The organism is Streptomyces sp. NPDC094147 (genome assembly GCF_044764265.1).
Classification (GTDB): Bacteria; Actinomycetota; Actinomycetes; order Streptomycetales; family Streptomycetaceae; genus Streptomyces.
Map to the genome: position 1 here is coordinate 31,611 of NZ_JBIWHT010000027.1, position 16,121 is coordinate 47,731.

Consider the following 16,121-nt stretch of genomic DNA (forward strand, 5'->3'; position numbering starts at 1 on the left):
TCCACCGAGTCCCGCTCGACCGCCACCCCCGGCACCCGGTCAACGACCCCGTCCCCACCCCTGCCCCTCGCACAGCGTCAGGTCGTTCCCGAACCGGCCGGACATCCATCGTCGAGTCCGGCCCATGCATCAGGCCAGGCGCCCGCATCTGCGGGCGGCGCGGCCCAACTGCCGCGCCCCGACGCCCCTTCGAACCAGACTGGCCCCCGGCCCCGCAGCGGCATCGGCACACCGCTCCACTCCTTGCCGCCGACGGCCACCGCTCCGGGTGCCCCTCTCCTGGGCAGGAACCCAGGCCCTGCACGACGGACCGTCACACCCGGCAATCCGAACTCCCCCATCAGGCCTGCCAGTTCACCCGCGCCGCAGGCCGGGCATGCGGCGCTGTCCGTACGAGGCACGGCCGTTCGCGCCCCCGTGCAGCGCGCGGGAGCGTCGCGCGCCGGCAAAGCCACGGGCGGCAGAGCCCCCTTGGCCAGGGCGCGTGCCACGGGCCGGTCCCTGTACGGCGCCGCGCGAGCCGCCGCGTTGCCAGTGCTTCAGCGGTCGCGCGCGCTGCTCCCCGAGCGGTCGCTGAGCGTGAACACCGTGACCAGTTCCGGCTTTTCGGCGACGTCGCCCACGCCTTCTCCCGCCACCAGCCGCCCGGTCGCCCCCGCACGATGGAGCCGGGAACCGACGCCCACCGTCCAGCAGGCGCCCTCCCGCCAGCAGGCCTCGATGCCACCCGGCTCGCCTCGCTCGCCGAAGGCGTCCCAACGCCGGGACGAGCCCTCACATGAGGAGGCGGTTCGGACCTCGCACGGCGCGCCCCCTCAAGTGCAACCCGCGCTCCCAACGGTGCAGTCCGGACCCACTGCGCAGGACGCCGCCCGCTCCCCCACCCCGGACACCGTCCCCGGGGTGAGGGGGCCGCGCCGTACCCCGGTCGTCCGGCCCGCACCGCCCGCCACGGCGGAATCCGTGCAGCGTCTGCCGGTCGCGACGGCGCCGCCCACGGCAGTCCCCCTGCCCCCGGATGCGACGGCCCCCGATGCGCCCGGCGGTCCCGACGCGCCGCTCAAAGCGGCCGTTCGCACCACTGCGGCGGCGGGTGCGGCGGTCCAGCGCGTTCCCGAGGACACCGAACCCACCGACGTGCCGCCGACCTCCGCAGCCCGCTCGCGCATCCCCGTACCGGTCAAGAAGGCCTCGGCGTCGGCCGATACGAGCACGGCGCCGCCGGAGCGCGGCGACGGGATCGATGTGGAGGATCTCGCGCGGCGGCTCATCGACCCGGTGGCCAGATTGTTGCGCACCGATGTGCGCCGTGGACGAGAACGTGCCGGACGGCTGTACGACGGCCGCCGCTGAGAAGTAGGGACCCATGACATGACCACCGACGACATCTTCGCGACGACGCCGTTCTTCCGGCTCGCCATCGGCGGCAACGACCTCGGTACCTTCCAGACCTGTTCGGGGCTCGGCGCCCAGGTCGAGGTCGAGACGTACGCCGAGGGCGGCAACAACGGCTTCGACTGGCAACTGCCGGGGCGTGTCACCTGGTCGAACATCACGCTGACCCGCCCGGTCACCAAGGACACCGCCAAGATCGCGCGCTGGTTCGACGAGATCGTCAAGCAGGTCGAGCCCAAGGACGGCGAGATCGTCGCGCTGAAGCCGGATCGCACTCCCATCATCAGCTGGCAGGTCCTCGGCATCGTGCCGGTCCGCTGGCAGGGTCCGTCGTTCGATCCCGCCGACTCGCAGGCCGCCGTGGAAGCCCTGGAGATCGCACACGAGGGGCTGAAGGTGTCCTGATGCTTCATCAATCATCTTGTGTTTGAAGGGAGTTGTGAACTCATCGTCCCGTCACCGTGATCGCAGACGGAAGGAGGAACCGGCATGTCACCCGCAGTCCGCACCAGCCGTGCCCGCGCCAAGCTCACCATCATGGAGCCGCCCGCGCGGGTCGGTGCGAAGCCCGGCGGCGTCCTTGAGCTGGTCGAGCTCCAGTTCAATCCGTCGTCCCTGTCGCTGAGCAAGAACACCGAGTGGCGGCGCACTCCCTCCCGGATGGCGGGGCAGTCCGCACTTCCCGAGTTCGTGGGCAGCGGGCCGCGTTCGCTGAGCCTGGAGGTGTTCCTCGACGGGACGGCGAAGCACGACAACTCGGTGGAGCAGGCCGTGGAGAAGCTGATGAAGGCGTGCGTGCCGACGCGGAGCAGTCTCGCTCGGAAGAAGCCCGCGAGTCCCTGGGTGCGCTTCAACTGGGGTTCCACCAAGAGCACGGCGTTCAACGGCGTGATGTCCCAACTCTCGGTCACGTACACGCTGTTCGACGCCGACGGAAAGCCCCTGCGCGCGAAGTGCAGCCTTTCCATCGAGGAGGCCAGCGTCGATCCGCCGGGCCAGAACCCCACCTCGGGTGCGCGCGAGGCGCGCAGCACCCACCGGATCGTGCCGGGTGACAGCCTGCCGCTGCTCGCCTGGCGGGAGTACGGGGACGCCACCGCCTGGCGGGTGATCGCGGAGGCCAACGGCATCGACGATCCGATGGTGCTCGTGCCCGGCACCGAACTGCTCGTGCCGGGCGCGCAGAGCGCCGTACGGGAGGAGACACCATGACGACGCCCGAGGCGCAGGGCGGCCGGTCCTTCGCCGCCGACCCGATCGTGGAGGCTCCCGCGGAGCTGCCGGCCGAGTGGATCACGCAGTTGGTGAGCTGCGTGGTGGACGAGAACGTCGGACTGCCCGACGCGGCAGTCCTCACCTACCGCGACCCGGACCACGAACTGCTCAAGGCGACGGGCATCACCATCGGCACCGCCCTGCGCATCTCGGTCGTCACCGTGCAGGGACAGGCGCGGGAGCTGCTGTTCACCGGAGAGGTGACGGCCCTCGAACTGGACAGTGACACCACCGGATCGTTCACCGTGGTGCGCGCGTACTCCAAGGCGCACCGGTTGCAGCGCGGCCGCAAGGTGGTGGCGTATCGCAACATGACGGCCTCGGCCATCGTGCGCAAGGTCGCGGCCGGGGCGGGGCTCGCCTGCGGGCGCGTCGAGGCCGCCCCGATCACGTACCAGCAGCTGTCCCAGGCCAACGTCTCGGACTGGGACTTCCTGCAGTTCCTGGCCGGTGAGAGCGGTGCGCAGGTACGCGTCGACGACAAGGGGCTGCTCCAGTTCGCGAAGCCGAAGCCCGCCGCGTCGGCGCCCGCCCCCTCGACGTCGGCCACGCAGAACCCGATGGTCCTTGAGCACCCGCGCAACCTCCTGGCCCTACGGGCGGTGCTGACCGGCGCCGACGGCGCGGGGAACGTCGAGGTGCGGGGCTGGGACGTCAACACGAAGACTCCGCTGGTCACCCGGCAGCCGTCCGTGCTCAGCCGGACGGTGACTCCGGGGATGAAGCCGTCCGTGGTCAGCAGCGCGTTCGGCGGCTCCTCCCGGCTGACCGTCACCGACATGCCGTACCGCACCCAGGCGGAGACCGAGGCGGTCGCCACATCCGTTGCGGCTTCGGTGAGTTCGGGGTTCGCGGAGCTGGAGGCGGTGGTCGAGGGCAACCCCATGCTGCGGGCCGGGGTGCCCGTGGCCCTCGGCAACGTCGGCCCCGCGTTCTCCGGGCGCTACACCGCGACCGCCGCGCACCACGTCCTGGAGCCGCACGGGGGCTACCGGACGACGGTGCTCGTCAGCACCTCCCCCGACCGCTCCCTCGCGGGCCTGGCCACCGGCGCCAACGCGCCCTCCCGGGGGCCGCGCATGCCGGGCCTCGCGATCGGTGTGGTGTCCAACATCCGCGAGCCGGGCGGCGGCGGGCGGGGCTGGGTGCGCCTCAAGTTCCCGTGGCTCGACGCGGACTACGAGACGGACTGGGTACGCACCGTGCAGTGGGGCGGCCAGGGCGGTGGCGGCGTGTTCAGCCCCGAGGTCAACGACGAGGTGCTCGTCGGTTTCGAGCAGGGGCTCCTCGACGCTCCGTACGTCATCGGCGGCCTGTACAACGGCGTGGACAAGCCCTCGCCGCACCGGGGGCCGCTGGTCGACGGATCGCGCGGCACGGTCAACCGCCGTTCCCTGGTGTCCCGTTCGGGCAACCGCGTCGAGCTGCTCGACACCCCGGGCAGGGGACCGTCCGGGGTGCGGCTCGCCAGCGGTGACGACCGGCTCGAAGTACGGCTCGACGAGCGCCGCAACCGCATCTCCCTGACCGTGTACGGCACGGGCGGCTCGCGTCCGATGAGCTCCGTGACCCTGTCCCCGTCCGGGATCACCCTCGACGCGGGGACGGGCAAGGTGACCGTGAAGGGCGCCTCGGTCGACATCAACGCCACGAGCGACGTCTCCGTGGGCGGCACCTCGGTGAACATCAACGGCAAGACCGCGGTCAACGTGGACGGCGGCCTGCTCGCCGTCCTGAAGGCAGCACTCATCCGCATCAACTGACCTGATGACAACAGTAATTGACGCTCCGACAGCTTCCGTCGGCGGACGGCCATCAGCATCGGCAAGGAGAGAAAACCATGCCCCCCGCAGCCCGTACGGGCGACGCCACCAACCACGGCGGCGTCATCGCCACCCCGCCCCCGGGGGCGCTCGCGGTCGCCACCGTGCTCATCGGGGGCCGTCCGGCCGCCGTCACCGGCAGCCTCCACGAGTGCGTCGTCCCCCCGCACCTGGCGCTGGGTCCGGCGAACCTGGTTCTGCCCAATCCGGCCGGGCTGCTGTCCGGCGAAGTACTCATCGGCGGGCTGCCCGCCGCACGCATGCGGGACCAGACGACCTGCGGAGCACAGATCGTGAGCGGCGCGTTCGACGTCCTCATCGGGGGGCCGATGTGAGCGAGAAGTTCATCGGGCGCGGCTGGGGTTTTCCGCTGCGCGTGGGCACCACCGGCGGCATCGGCATGGTCGAGCGGGACCGGGAGATCGAGGAGGCCATCCGGCTCGTGCTCGGCACCGCGCCGGGCGAGCGGCCGATGCGGCCCGAGTTCGGGTGCGGCATCCACGACTACGTCTTCGCCCCGGGCGACGGCGCCACCGCCGGGCTCATCGCCCAGGAGGTGCACGTGGCCCTGGAGCGCTGGGAGCCGCGCATCGAGGTGAACGACGTGGCCATCGCGTTCGACGCCATGGACGACGGCGTCCTCTACATCGACGTGCGGTACACGGTGCGGTCCACCAACGACCGCCGCAACCTCGTCTTCCCCTTCTACACGATCCCGTCCCACGAGGGCGCCGGGGACGGCACCTCGTACGGAGAGGCGAGCTGATGGCCCTGCCCTCGCCGAATCTGGACGACCGCCGCTTCCAGCAGCTCGTGGACGAGGCCAAGCGGTACGTGCAGCAGCGCGCGCCCGAATGGACCGACCACAACGTCTCGGATCCGGGCGTGACGCTGATCGAGACGTTCGCGTACATGGTCGACCAGCTCCTGTACCGCCTCAACCGGGTGCCGGAGAAGAACTATTCGGCGTTCCTCGACCTGCTCGGCATCCGGCTGTTCCCGCCGGCGGCGGCCACCGCGGAGGTCGACTTCTGGCTCTCGGCGCCGCAGCCCGAGACGGTGACGCTGCGGGCCGGCGCCGAGGTTGCGACGGCGCGCGGCGAGAACGAGGAAGCGGTGGTGTTCGCGACCACCGAGGAACTGCCCATCGTGCCCAGTGAGTTGACCCGTCTGGTGACGGCTCCGGTCGGCGGGGAGCAGACGGACCGTACGACGGTGCTCGCCGAGGGCCGTGACATCCGCTGCTTCCAGGCCGCCCCCGCGCCAGGTGACGCGATGCTGTTCGGGCTGCCCGCGGCGGTGCCCCGGTGCATCGTCTCGGTGCACCTCGACAGCCGCGTCGAGGGCGTCGGCGTGGACCCGCGTCAGCCGCCGCTGGCGTGGGAGGCGTGGGACGGCGCGCGCTGGCTGCCCTGTGAGACCGGATCCGACACGACCGGCGGGCTCAACCGGCCGGGCGAAGTGATCGTGTACGTCCCTGCCGGGCACACCGCTTCGGTGGTCGCGGGCACCCGCGGGGGCTGGCTGCGCTGCCGGGTCACGGAGCCGGGGCCCGGTCAGCCGTTCTACTCCGAGTCGCCGACGGTCCGCGAGGCCGAGGTGTTCACCGTCGGCGGCACCGCGCCCGTGGAACACGCGGAGACCGTCACCGACGTGCCCTTAGGGATGTCCGAGGGGGTCGCGGGCCAGCAGTTCTCCGTGGCCCGGCCGCCCATCCTGCTCGACGGGGAACCGCCCGTCGTCGAGGTGTCCTCGAACCAGGGCTGGCAGACGTGGCGGGCCGTCGAGCACTTCGGCGACTCCTCGCCGGAGGACCGGCACGTGGTGATCGACGCGACCTCGGGCACGTTCGCGTTCCCGCCCGCCGTACGCGAGCCCGACGGATCGCTGCGTACGTACGGCGCGGTGCCCGAGAAGGGCGCGCACGTGCGGGTGCTCCGCTACCGGACGGGCGGCGGGGCGGGCGGGAACGTCGCGCGCGGCGCGATCTCCGTGCTGCGCAGCTCCGTTCCGTACATCGCCCGGGTCGAGAACCGGGAGGCGGCGCGCGGCGGCGTCGACGGCGAGAGCGTCGACAACGCGAAGCTGCGGGCGCCGAACGCACTGCGCATGCAGGAGCGGGCCGTCACTGCCGAGGACTACGAGATCGTGGCCCGGCAGGCCGCGCCGTCGATACGCCGGGTGCGCTGCGTGCCCGCGACTGCCGGCGAGGGCGGCGCGGTGCGGGTGCTCGTGGTGCCCGACGCGGTCGCGGACGAGGGCGAGGGCGACCGGCTGCGCTTCGAGCAACTGATCCCGTCCGAGCAGGTGTTGCGGGCCATCGCAACGGCGCTGGACGAGCGGCGCCTGGTCGGAACGCGGCTCGTCGTGGAGCCGCCCGCCTACCAGGGCGTCACGGTCGTCGCCCGGCTCGTGGTGCCCGCCGGTCAGGCCGACCGGGTGCGCGAGACCGCGCTCGCGGCGCTGTTCGGCCACCTCAACCCGCTGCGCGGCGGGGCCGACGGGGAGGGCTGGGCATTCGGCAGGCCGGTGCAGTACGGAGAGGTCTTCGGCGTGCTCCAGCGGGTCGCCGGGCGCGGCCTGGTGGAGGAGGTCAAGCTCTTCCCCGCCGACCCGATCACGGGGCGCCGCGGCGCCCCGGCCGAGCGGGTCGACGTCGGGGCGAACGCGCTCGTGTTCTCGTACCAGCACCAAGTCGTCGTCAACGAGGCCGACTTGGACGGTGCCGACCGATGACCAGAGCCGCGATTCCGGGGCTGGCGAGCCGCCATCCGATGGGTGGTCTGCTGCCCTCGCTGTACGCGGACGACGATCTGGCGCAGCGGCTCACCGCCGGGCTCGACACGGTCCTCGCTCCCGTCCTGTCGACCCTCGACAACCTCCCCGCCTACCTCGATCCGCGTCTCGCGCCGTCGGACTTCGTGGAGTGGCTGTCCTCCTGGGTGGGCATCGACATCGCCCCGGGAGGGCCAGGCGAGCTGCGCCGTGACGTCGTCGTCCGCGCCATGGAGCTGCACCGCAGGCGCGGCACCCGGCGCGGGCTGGTCGAACGGCTCCAGCTGTGCCTCGGCGTGGAGGCGGAGGTCGTGGACGGCGGTGGCGCGACCTGGTCGGTGACCGCTGGTTCGGAGTTGCCCGCAAAGGCAGTCGAGGAGGTCGTGGTCCGTGTGCGGCCGGGACGGACCGGCACCGTGGACGAGGCAAAGGTGCTCGACGTCGTCCGGGCGTCCTGCCCCGTCCACGTCACCTGCCGGGTCGAGGTCCTGCCCGGACCGCCCGCGCACGAGGGGAGTTGAGGCCATGCGCTCTTGTCCTGAGTGCGGCGCCGCGAACGGGGATACGGACGACTTCTGCGGCAACTGCGGCTCGTACCTGGGGTGGTCCCAGGAGAGCGGGGAGTCGGCACCGGGCGCCGCGGCACCGCAGCGCGCTGCCGGGGCAGCAGCCACCACGAACCCGCCTGCCACAGGGGCCGACACGGCGACGCTCGCGGGAAGCGACGCGGCCGCACCGGGCAGCACGCGGGGGACCAACGGCGCACAGGGCACCTCTGCGGCTGCCGCGCCTCAGTCCGCCGGTCCTGCCGCCCCCGCTCCCACGCCCCCTCGCACCGCGTCCGCCGGCCCCACCCGGCCCGTCGTGCCACCGGCGCGGCCGACCTCCACGGCACCCACGCGACCAGAGCCTTCGGTTCCGCCGCGGTCGGACGCCGCCGATGCCGCCCCCATCACCGCCGTCCAGCCCGCGAAGCCGGTGGCGGCGCGGCCCGTCGTGCGGCCCGCCGAAGTGCGCGAGACGGACGGTCCGCCCTGCCCGGCGTGCGGCACGCCGAACCGGCCCGGCCGCAAGTTCTGCCGGCGCTGCGCCGCACCGCTCGATGCGCCGGAGCCGGTGGCTCCGCTGCCGTGGTGGCGCACCCGCTGGCCGTTCCGTCGCCGGGTGCGCGGCGGCTCGGGGCGTCTGTTCCGCGCGCTGGTGACGCTGGCCGTCCTGGCCGCCCTCGCCATCGGGGCCCTGTTCCTGCTGCCCGCGGGGCGCTCCCTGTTCGAGGACACCCGGGACAAGCTCAGCGGAGCGACGGCCGTCAGCCCGTCCAGGGTCACCGCGAGCGCCGAGGTGCCCGGTCACCCGGCGGGAAGCGCCACGGACGGCCTCAACAACAGGTACTGGGGCGCCCCGGCGGTCGGCGACTCGCTGACGTTCACCTTCCGGGCGCCGTTCCGCCTGGTGGACCTCGTCGTGACCAGTGGAGCCTCGACGGATCCCCAGGTGTACCGCAGCGAGGCGCGGCCCATCGCCCTCGACCTCGTCACGACCACGTCGAAGGGGCAGGTGACCCACAAGTCGATCACCCTCAACGACAAGCCCGGTCCGCAGACCGTCCCGACGGGCATCAGCGACGTCGTCACGGTCCAACTCGTCGTGCGATCGGCGGCGGGGACGGGCCCGGGGCGCCATATCGCCCTGGCAGAGGTCGAGTTCTTCAGGCGGGACTGACGGGACGCCAGCCCGGGGTACTTGAGCCGTGCGGCACTGAGCCTGCGCAAGCTCGTCCCTGCCGGTGGCGCCCCCGGGGGGCCTGGTATGACAGCGAGAGGCCACACCGGCGCGGCTGCCGCGGGCCATTTTCGCGGCCCACCGAGGTAGCAGCACGCGACGGAGCCGCGGGAGGTGGACATCCTGCGGTTGATGGCGGAGGATCTTGGTACCGGGGAGATCACAGTCCAGCTCGCGCATTCCGAACGGACAGTGCAGAACGTCCTGCGCAATCGGACCTCTCGTCTCCAACTGCGCAACCGGGCCCGTGCGTTGGCCTGAGCGCTGCGTGCGGACGACAGCGGACAGCCCGGGTCGGCCGACGGCGGAGGGACGGATGAAGGCTTCCAGAACACTGTTGCAGGTGGTCGCTCACCCGGACGACGACCTGTACTTCATGAATCCCGAGGTAGTGGCCACACTCCGCGCGGGCCACCGAGTGGTGACGGTGTACATCACGGCCGGAGAGTCCGACGGCCGCAACAACATACCCGGCGCCGACGCACCCGCCGAACCCGATCAGCCGGCGTACGCGAGCGCCCGAATGCAGGGACTGCGCCAGGCGTACAGCTGGATGTCGGCCGGGGTGACAGGAGCCCGCTGGTCGCGTTCGGCCCTGGCGATGCCGAACGGGGCGTCGGCTGAGACGGCACAACTCGGCGCGCAGGTCACGCTGGTGCACCTGGGCCTACGGGAAGAGGCGCTCCCGGACACGCCGTACGTGGGCCTCGCCGAGCTGTGGCACGGACCGGGTGGCACAGCGACGACGCTCCGCACACCGGGCAGCCCCGTGGCGGAGGAGTCCGGCTACACCCGGGGCGGGCTGATCGACGCCATCGCGTGGCTCCTTGAGCGCTACCGGCCCGGAGTCGTCCACTATCTGGATCCGCTCCCCGATCATCAGAGCCACGATGCCCCGCACCGGCGCCATTTCGACCAGCCCGGCTTCTCCGACCACCGGGACCACACCGTCGCCGCGAAGTTCGTCCTGGCCGCGCTTTCCCGGGACGACGCCTGGGCCCGGGGCCGTTCCTTCGTCCAGGCGTACCGCGGCTACTACAACGCGCGCTGGCCCGCCAATCTGAGCGCGGTGCAACTGGATCACAAGGTCGAGGCGCTGGACGTCTACGGGGGTCTTGCCACCTCGGACTGCGGCAACCCAGGGGGCTGCGGCGACTACTCGGTGGGGCAGGGCCGGTCCCGGATGACGGGGTGGGCCCACAGTGTCACCCCTCGGTGGGACGGCGCCGGTCCGGCTCTGACGACGGACGCTCACGGCAGGGTCACCGCGTTCTGGGTCCTGGGCGGCAGTGTGGTGATGTCTCGGCAACAGGAGGCGGGTGAGCGGGCTTGGACCGGCCTCCGGCAGGTGGGCGGGCACGGACTGCTGCCGGTCCTCGCGGTGACCACCGGCCCTGGCGGAAGCCGCCGGATCCATGCGTCGCGGGTTGCGGAGCCGTCGGTCGGGGTCGGTGAGGACGTCCTGGAGACCGGGCTCATCGAGCAGTCACCCCAAGGAGAGTTCCACGCATGGCGCGGTCTGTGGACGCCCGACGACCCCCGTTGCGGACTGGACCGGCTCGGTGTGCCCGCGGTGGCCGTCGACGGTGGGGGCAACCGGTTCGTCTTCGCCCGGCAGGGGGATCTGTCGGTAGCCGTGCGAACGGGTACGAGTGGACAACCGAAGCGCTGGATCAAGCTCGCCGACTCGGACGTCAGGGAATCGCTCGCCGCGGTCACCGATGTCCGGGGCATGGTCCACCTCTTCGGTTCCGGACGGCACGGACTTCGGCACTGGGCGCAGTCCGCGCCCGGAGCTCTCCCCATCGGGCAGGACACCTCCGCACTGCCCGTCCCGGTGAGTCCCCCCGCCGCCGTGGTCACCGCGGAAGGCGCCCTGGTGCTGGCGTTCCGTTGTGCCGACGGCATTCCATGCGCGTACCGACGGCTGGACGACGGCGGCTGGCGGCTTGTCGCGTTCCCGGCGCCGGCCGAGGGAGGTCTGGGACCGGTGGCGCTCGCCGCGGGCGAAGGGCACCAGGTGCTGCTCGTACAGCGGACCGATCAGGGCGCGTTGCAGGCGTGGGCGATGGATGTGTCGCGCGACAGGGGGGCCGTGCGGTGCACCGTGCCGGATGTGTTCACCGTCGGTACCCCCTCGGCGGCCATGGACGGCTCCGGCCGATTCGTCCTGGCCGGGCTCGGCATCGACGGCTCGTTGCTCGCCTTCACCGAGACGGAGACCGGATCACGGGTCTTCGAGCGCCGGACCACGACCGAGCGTCCGGGGCAGGAAACCCCGCGGTCTCCTGCCCCGGGTGCGCCGCCACGAAGGGATGTTCTTTGAAGATCACTTTTCTGCTCACCTGGGCGGATGTGATGGGAGGCACGGAGCGGGCGGTGTTCACCCAGGCCGCACAACTCGCCGCCGCGCATGACGTCGGGATCGTCAGCGTTTTCAAGACCGCGGAAAGGCCCTTCTTCACCATCGGCCCGCAGATCACCGTGCGCTATCTGGTGGACCGGAGCCGCGGCGCCGAACGCCCGGTGTCCCCGACGGGTCTCAGCGTGGCCGAATGCGCGGCGCTGGCCGGATTGCCCACCGAGTTCAGTGCCCCGGCCTGGGAGAGGAAGATCTTCACCCGGCTCTCCGACATGGAGCTCGGGCTCCTGCTGCCGGCCATCGATTGCGATGTGCTGGTCACTACGACGCCCGCGCTCACATCGGCCGCGGTACATCTGACGAGGCCCGAAGTTCTGACGGTGCATCATGAGCACCGCATGGCCGGGGTTCCGCCGCTGCCGTCCGCGCCTCTGCTCGACGCGCTGGTGACGGTCAACGAGCGCAGCCGGGCCCAGTTCAAGGAGGCGCTGGGCGATGCCGCGCCGTTGCTGGCGACGATCCCCAACTCGCTGCCCGTAGCGCTCCGTCCGCGTTCGACGCTCACCGGCAGGACCGTGGTGATCGCGGGACGGCTCGTTGCGGAGAAGCGGGTCGACCATGCGATCCGGGCGTTCGCGAAGGCGTCTTCGGAGCACCCCGAGTGGGTGCTCAGCGTCTTCGGCGACGGCCCCGAGCGCAGTGGATTGCAGGCGCTGGCCCGGGAACTCGGAGTATCGGGCAGTGTGCGGTTCCACGGCAGCAGCCCTCATATGGCCCAGGAGTGGGCCAAGGCCGATCTCGCCCTGCTGACCTCGCGCGCGGAATCATTCGGCCTCGTCATCCTGGAGGCCCTCGCGGCGGGGGTCCCCGTGGTGTCCTACGACTGCCCGAACGGTCCTTCCGAGATCATCCGGGACGGTGTGGACGGACGGCTGGTGCCCAATGGTGACGTGGACGCCATCGCGGCCGTGCTCGCCGGGCTGATGGGCGACAGAGGGGCTCTGCATGCCCTGGGCACCCACACGATCGCCGGGGCCCAGCGGTTCTCCGCGGAGCGGGTGACCGAGCGCTGGGAGGCCCTCTTCGCCGAACTGGAGGCACGGCGCGGTGACTTCGCCCGTCGCCGCCACCGGGCCGAGCGGATGGCCTGCCGCTCGGCCCTCGACCCGTCGGGGGCCGAGGCCCGGCCCTGACGGGAGTGTGCCGGGCCGTGTGCGGCCGACCTCCGAGACCGTGGGGTCGGCGGCTCACGTACCGGCTCCTCCTCAATCGCCGTGCAGCGGCGGCGCCAAGGGCACGGTCACCGGGCAAGGTCGGCCGGACTCGCTCGGCGCCTCCCGGAATACCGGAACGGAGCGCGCCTCCCGCAGATACGGCACACCTTCCGTGTAGCCGGTTCCCGAGCGCTCCTCGCCGAGCATGCGCACCGCCAGCCGGTAGTGGGTCTGTCGCCACTGGACCAGTGCGGTGGAGAACCCCTCCATCGCCTGTCCGACGATCCCGCGCGTCTGCGGGGACAGCCGGCCGGCCTCGTCGGCGCCCCGGAACGCGCTGTCGAGGGTGGGCATGCCGTTGAGCACACGTGCGCGAACCTCTGGCACGGAGTGGAAGGCGGCGGACTCCACGCGGTCCGGGTCCGGCCTCCGGCACAGCGATTCCACGGTTTTGTAGCCGCGGGACTGGATGGCGCTGGCGCCCTCGGTGTAACAACGGAAGGTCTGAAACGCCTCGACGCTCATCGTCGCAAGCAGGGAGAACAGCGGGGCCGCCTCGCGAAGTCCCGCGGTCGCAGCATCAAGGCGCTCGGCCGCGACGAGGGGCTGGTGACCGTCAAGGCCTTCCACCGCTGCGGCCAAGTGCTCGGCGAGCGTCGCGAAGGTCGACTCGAAGCACTGGAGCACACGAATGAACAGGTGCTCGTCGTGGACGGTGTAGGCGGGCAGCATGCTGAGCATGAGGCGGCGCCGTTCTTCGGGCCGGGTCTCCCCTCGGACGGTGCGGCAGAAGTCGCGGGCCTGTTCGCTCAGACCGTCCTGGACGGTCCGCGCGAGAGGGGCGGCCGGATCCGCCAGGCCGAGGCGGGCGAGCGCCGGACCCGCCGCCCGCATGCCCAGGCGGCAGCGCTTGTCCACCGTGCGCGCGTCGGGACGCATCAGCGGGAGCAGATCGGTCCTGCCCTCCAAGGCGTCCAGCTCGAACTCCACTATGTCGGCGATGAGTTGGACGGTCAGTCGGTCCCGCTGCTGTGGGCAGGCGTGTTCCTTCCGGTCCGACGGGTCCGCAGGACCGAGGAGCAGACCGAGCGCGAGATAGGTCTGGTAGTCGTAGCGCCCGTCCCGCTTGTCGAGCGCCGTGTCCAGGAAGCTCGCCAGCAGCTCTCGGTCCCGGGCTGCCCCGCGCAGTGTGGGCAGGGCGTCACGGACCTCGGCGAGTGATGCGAGCAACTCCCCCTCCACGAAGTGTTTCCCCACCAGCTGGTACGCGTCGACGACGGAGGCGTAGGGAAAGACGCCCGGATCTCCGTCGGAGCGCCATTCCGCCAGGGCGCGCACCATCCTCAGCTCCCCGTGCCGACCTGGCGGAGTACTTCGTGGGCGAGCAGCTCCAACTGGTCGATGTCGCCGAGGGTGTGAGTTCTGAGATAGACCCGGCTCGCGCCCAGCTCGCCGAGCTTCCCGATCTTGTCCACGACTTCGTCCGGAGTGCCCACGAGCCACTTCTCCCGCAGCGATTCCGGCGCACGTCCCGCGGGCGCGCGCCGGGCGATCTCCGCCGAGTCCCGCCCGCAGCACACGGCCTGCGACACGGAGAACGCCAGGGAACTCTCACTGCGGCCCACCTCGGCACAGACCCGGCGGACGCGGTCGAATGCCTCCGCGACCTGCCCGAAGCCCGGATAGGCCAGGTTGAATTCATCGGCGTACCGCGCGGCGAGGCGAGGGGTGCGGCGGGTGCCGTACCCACCGATGAGCAGGGGCGGGCGGGGGCGTTGCAGGGGCTTGGGCAGCCCCGGTGAGTCGGTCAGCGTGTAGTACTTGCCGACGTGGTCGAAGGTCTCGCCTTCGGGCGTCTCCCACAGGCCAGTGATGATGGCGAGTTGCTCCTCGAACCGGTCGAACCGTTCGACCACGTCCGGGAAGGGAATGCCGTAGGCGGTGTGTTCCGGCTCGTACCAGCCGGCGCCGAGCCCGAATTCGATGCGCCCGCCGCTCATGTGGTCGGCTTGCGCGACGCTGATCGCGAGCGGTCCCGGCGCCCGGAACGTGGCGGAGGTCATCAGCGAGCCGAGCCGGATGGTGGAGGTCTCCCGGGCCAGACCGGCCAGGGTGATCCAGGTGTCGGTGGGCCCCGGCCTGCCGTCCCCGCCGCCTATGGGCACGTAGTGGTCCGCGCGGAAGAAGCCCTCGAATCCGAGGTCTTCGGCCGCCCGCGCGACGCGCAGCACGTCGTCATAGCTCGCGCCGGATTGCGGTTCGGTCAGGATGCACAGTCGCATGGAGGTGCCTTTCGGTACGGGTGGGTCAGCGGATCTTCGCGAGGCGGGCGTCCTCGTCGGGGTCGGCGATGCCGGTCCACCCGTAGACCGAAAGGTCGGTGGGCATCGGCTCGGTGCGTGTCGTGGTGCTGTGCACCTCGACCGTGGTGCGTCGCTCGGCGGCCAGGAACGCCGCGTGCATCACGTCAAGGACGTGGAGGGCCAGGGCCGGATCGGCCTTCGGGACACCGCCGGTGCGCAGCGCCAGGGCGAGGTCGGCGACGCCGATCCCGCGGTCGTACACGTAGCCCGGCAGCGCCGGGAGGTCCTGCAGGCCGCCCCCGCCGGGACGGGCGATCCGGACCGGGCCGTCGAAGAGGTTCGGGTCCGGCAGGACGAGCGACCCCGCCGTGCCGTGCAGCTCGATGTGCGGCGAGGTCGCCGCCCAGGCGTCGAAGGAGCAGACCAGGGTGGCGATCGCGCCCGAAGCGAAGTCCAGGGAGGCGACGGTGACGGTGGGTGTGGCGACCTCGATGCGTTCACCTGCGCGGGGGCCGCGGGCGATGACACGCTCGCGGTCGCTGATCCGGTTCTGGGCGCTGACCGCGGTCACCGGACCCAGGAGGTGGACGAGCATGGACAGGTAGTACGGACCCATGTCGTGCAGGGGCCCGGCGCCCGGCCGGTAGAAGAAGTCCGCGTCGTGGTGCCATATTTCGGGCCCGGACCTGAGCATGGACGCAGAGGCGTGGACCGGGGTGCCGATCTCACCGGCGGCGACGGCGGCGATCGCGGTCTGCGGACCGCGTCCGAGCACGGTGTCGGGCGCACAGGCCAGGAGCAGCCCGGACTCACGGGCGAGCGCGAGCAGCCGCCGGGCGTCCTCGGGATCCGTGGCCAGCGGCTTCTCCACATAGACGGACTTGCCCGCGCGCAGGGCCGCTTCCGTGGTCGCGAAGTGCTCGGAGGGAGGCGTCAGGTTGACGACGATCGACACGTCGGGGTCGTCGAGGACCTCCTGCCACGTGGACGGCTTGCCGAGGCCGAACTCCTCGACGCGCCGCTGGGCCCGTTCCGGGTCCAGATCGGCGCAGTGGAGAACTTCCAGGATGCTGAAGTGGCGCAGCATGCGCAGGTACCGCGCGCTGACCGAGCCGCAGCCGAGGATGGCCACGCCCGTGGGCCGGTTCGGCTGTCGTCGGGATGCGATGAGGGTGTCGGTGTCCGCGTTCAT

At 71.8% G+C, this 16,121-nt stretch carries 15 protein-coding genes; 12 read left to right on the plus strand and 3 right to left on the minus strand.

The features are described from left to right. Positions 1–963: 963 nt before the first annotated feature. From ACIQ8J_RS28875 to ACIQ8J_RS28930, 12 genes are all read left to right on the plus strand, one after another. Positions 964–1,353, plus strand: coding sequence for a hypothetical protein (locus ACIQ8J_RS28875; protein ID WP_403607983.1), 390 nt, complete (start codon positions 964–966; stop codon positions 1,351–1,353). 18 nt (positions 1,354–1,371) lie between these two features. Next, complete coding sequence (locus tag ACIQ8J_RS28880) at positions 1,372–1,800, plus strand: phage tail protein (RefSeq protein ID WP_403275414.1); 429 nt, start codon at positions 1,372–1,374, stop codon at positions 1,798–1,800. Positions 1,801–1,884: 84 nt separating this feature from the next. Further along, the gene (locus ACIQ8J_RS28885) at positions 1,885–2,607 is read left to right on the plus strand and encodes a LysM peptidoglycan-binding domain-containing protein (RefSeq protein ID WP_403275415.1); all 723 of its coding nucleotides are present in this window, start codon (positions 1,885–1,887) and stop codon (positions 2,605–2,607) included. Continuing rightward, entirely contained in the window at positions 2,604–4,433 is a 1,830-nt protein-coding gene (locus tag ACIQ8J_RS28890; protein ID WP_403275416.1) for a VgrG-related protein, read from the plus strand. The genes ACIQ8J_RS28885 and ACIQ8J_RS28890 overlap by 4 nt, the downstream gene beginning before the upstream one ends. Positions 4,434–4,510: 77 nt before the next feature. After that, complete coding sequence (locus ACIQ8J_RS28895) at positions 4,511–4,828, plus strand: PAAR domain-containing protein (RefSeq protein ID WP_403275417.1); 318 nt, start codon at positions 4,511–4,513, stop codon at positions 4,826–4,828. After that, positions 4,825–5,259, plus strand: a complete 435-nt coding sequence (locus tag ACIQ8J_RS28900; protein ID WP_403275418.1) for a GPW/gp25 family protein — start codon at positions 4,825–4,827, stop codon at positions 5,257–5,259. The genes ACIQ8J_RS28895 and ACIQ8J_RS28900 overlap by 4 nt, the downstream gene beginning before the upstream one ends. Beyond that, positions 5,259–7,229, plus strand: coding sequence for a putative baseplate assembly protein (locus tag ACIQ8J_RS28905; RefSeq protein ID WP_403275419.1), 1,971 nt, complete (start codon positions 5,259–5,261; stop codon positions 7,227–7,229). Before ACIQ8J_RS28900 ends, ACIQ8J_RS28905 begins: the two co-directional genes overlap by 1 nt. Then, entirely contained in the window at positions 7,226–7,789 is a 564-nt protein-coding gene (locus ACIQ8J_RS28910; protein WP_403275420.1) for a phage tail protein, read from the plus strand. The genes ACIQ8J_RS28905 and ACIQ8J_RS28910 overlap by 4 nt, the downstream gene beginning before the upstream one ends. Positions 7,790–8,132: 343 nt before the next feature. After that, on the plus strand, positions 8,133–8,990 hold the full coding sequence (locus tag ACIQ8J_RS28915; protein WP_403607985.1) for a zinc ribbon domain-containing protein: 858 nt from the start codon (positions 8,133–8,135) through the stop codon (positions 8,988–8,990). Between the two features lie 174 nt (positions 8,991–9,164). Then, on the plus strand, positions 9,165–9,311 hold the full coding sequence (locus ACIQ8J_RS28920; RefSeq protein WP_403275422.1) for a LuxR C-terminal-related transcriptional regulator: 147 nt from the start codon (positions 9,165–9,167) through the stop codon (positions 9,309–9,311). 82 nt (positions 9,312–9,393) lie between these two features. Next, on the plus strand, positions 9,394–11,376 hold the full coding sequence (locus ACIQ8J_RS28925; RefSeq protein WP_403275423.1) for a PIG-L family deacetylase: 1,983 nt from the start codon (positions 9,394–9,396) through the stop codon (positions 11,374–11,376). Next, positions 11,373–12,605 (plus strand): glycosyltransferase, encoded by a 1,233-nt coding sequence (locus tag ACIQ8J_RS28930; protein ID WP_403275425.1) that lies wholly within the window; start codon positions 11,373–11,375, stop codon positions 12,603–12,605. Before ACIQ8J_RS28925 ends, ACIQ8J_RS28930 begins: the two co-directional genes overlap by 4 nt. A 72-nt stretch (positions 12,606–12,677) precedes the next feature. On the opposite strand, the gene ACIQ8J_RS28935 is transcribed toward ACIQ8J_RS28930, so the two are convergent. The 3 genes from ACIQ8J_RS28935 to ACIQ8J_RS28945 are packed head-to-tail and all read right to left on the minus strand — an operon-like array spanning position 12,678 to position 16,121. Beyond that, positions 12,678–13,967 (minus strand): tryptophan 2,3-dioxygenase, encoded by a 1,290-nt coding sequence (locus tag ACIQ8J_RS28935; RefSeq protein ID WP_403275426.1) that lies wholly within the window; start codon positions 13,965–13,967, stop codon positions 12,678–12,680. A 2-nt stretch (positions 13,968–13,969) separates the two neighbouring features. Beyond that, positions 13,970–14,908: an LLM class F420-dependent oxidoreductase gene (locus tag ACIQ8J_RS28940; protein ID WP_403275427.1), complete on the minus strand. Its 939-nt coding sequence runs from the start codon at positions 14,906–14,908 to the stop codon at positions 13,970–13,972. A 25-nt stretch (positions 14,909–14,933) separates the two neighbouring features. Next, on the minus strand, positions 14,934–16,121 hold the full coding sequence (locus ACIQ8J_RS28945) for a Gfo/Idh/MocA family protein (RefSeq protein ID WP_403275428.1): 1,188 nt from the start codon (positions 16,119–16,121) through the stop codon (positions 14,934–14,936).

What these genes read in the sequence shown, in the direction of transcription:
- ACIQ8J_RS28945 (WP_403275428.1), bottom strand. Translation starts at nt 16,121, where the DNA reads ATGAACGCGGACACCGACACCCTCATCGCATCCCGACGACAGCCGAAC.
- ACIQ8J_RS28905 (WP_403275419.1), top strand. Translation starts at nt 5,259, where the DNA reads ATGGCCCTGCCCTCGCCGAATCTGGACGACCGCCGCTTCCAGCAGCTC.
- ACIQ8J_RS28880 (WP_403275414.1), top strand. Translation starts at nt 1,372, where the DNA reads ATGACCACCGACGACATCTTCGCGACGACGCCGTTCTTCCGGCTCGCC.
- ACIQ8J_RS28885 (WP_403275415.1), top strand. Translation starts at nt 1,885, where the DNA reads ATGTCACCCGCAGTCCGCACCAGCCGTGCCCGCGCCAAGCTCACCATC.
- ACIQ8J_RS28890 (WP_403275416.1), top strand. Translation starts at nt 2,604, where the DNA reads ATGACGACGCCCGAGGCGCAGGGCGGCCGGTCCTTCGCCGCCGACCCG.
- ACIQ8J_RS28895 (WP_403275417.1), top strand. Translation starts at nt 4,511, where the DNA reads ATGCCCCCCGCAGCCCGTACGGGCGACGCCACCAACCACGGCGGCGTC.
- ACIQ8J_RS28940 (WP_403275427.1), bottom strand. Translation starts at nt 14,908, where the DNA reads ATGCGACTGTGCATCCTGACCGAACCGCAATCCGGCGCGAGCTATGAC.
- ACIQ8J_RS28910 (WP_403275420.1), top strand. Translation starts at nt 7,226, where the DNA reads ATGACCAGAGCCGCGATTCCGGGGCTGGCGAGCCGCCATCCGATGGGT.
- ACIQ8J_RS28935 (WP_403275426.1), bottom strand. Translation starts at nt 13,967, where the DNA reads ATGGTGCGCGCCCTGGCGGAATGGCGCTCCGACGGAGATCCGGGCGTC.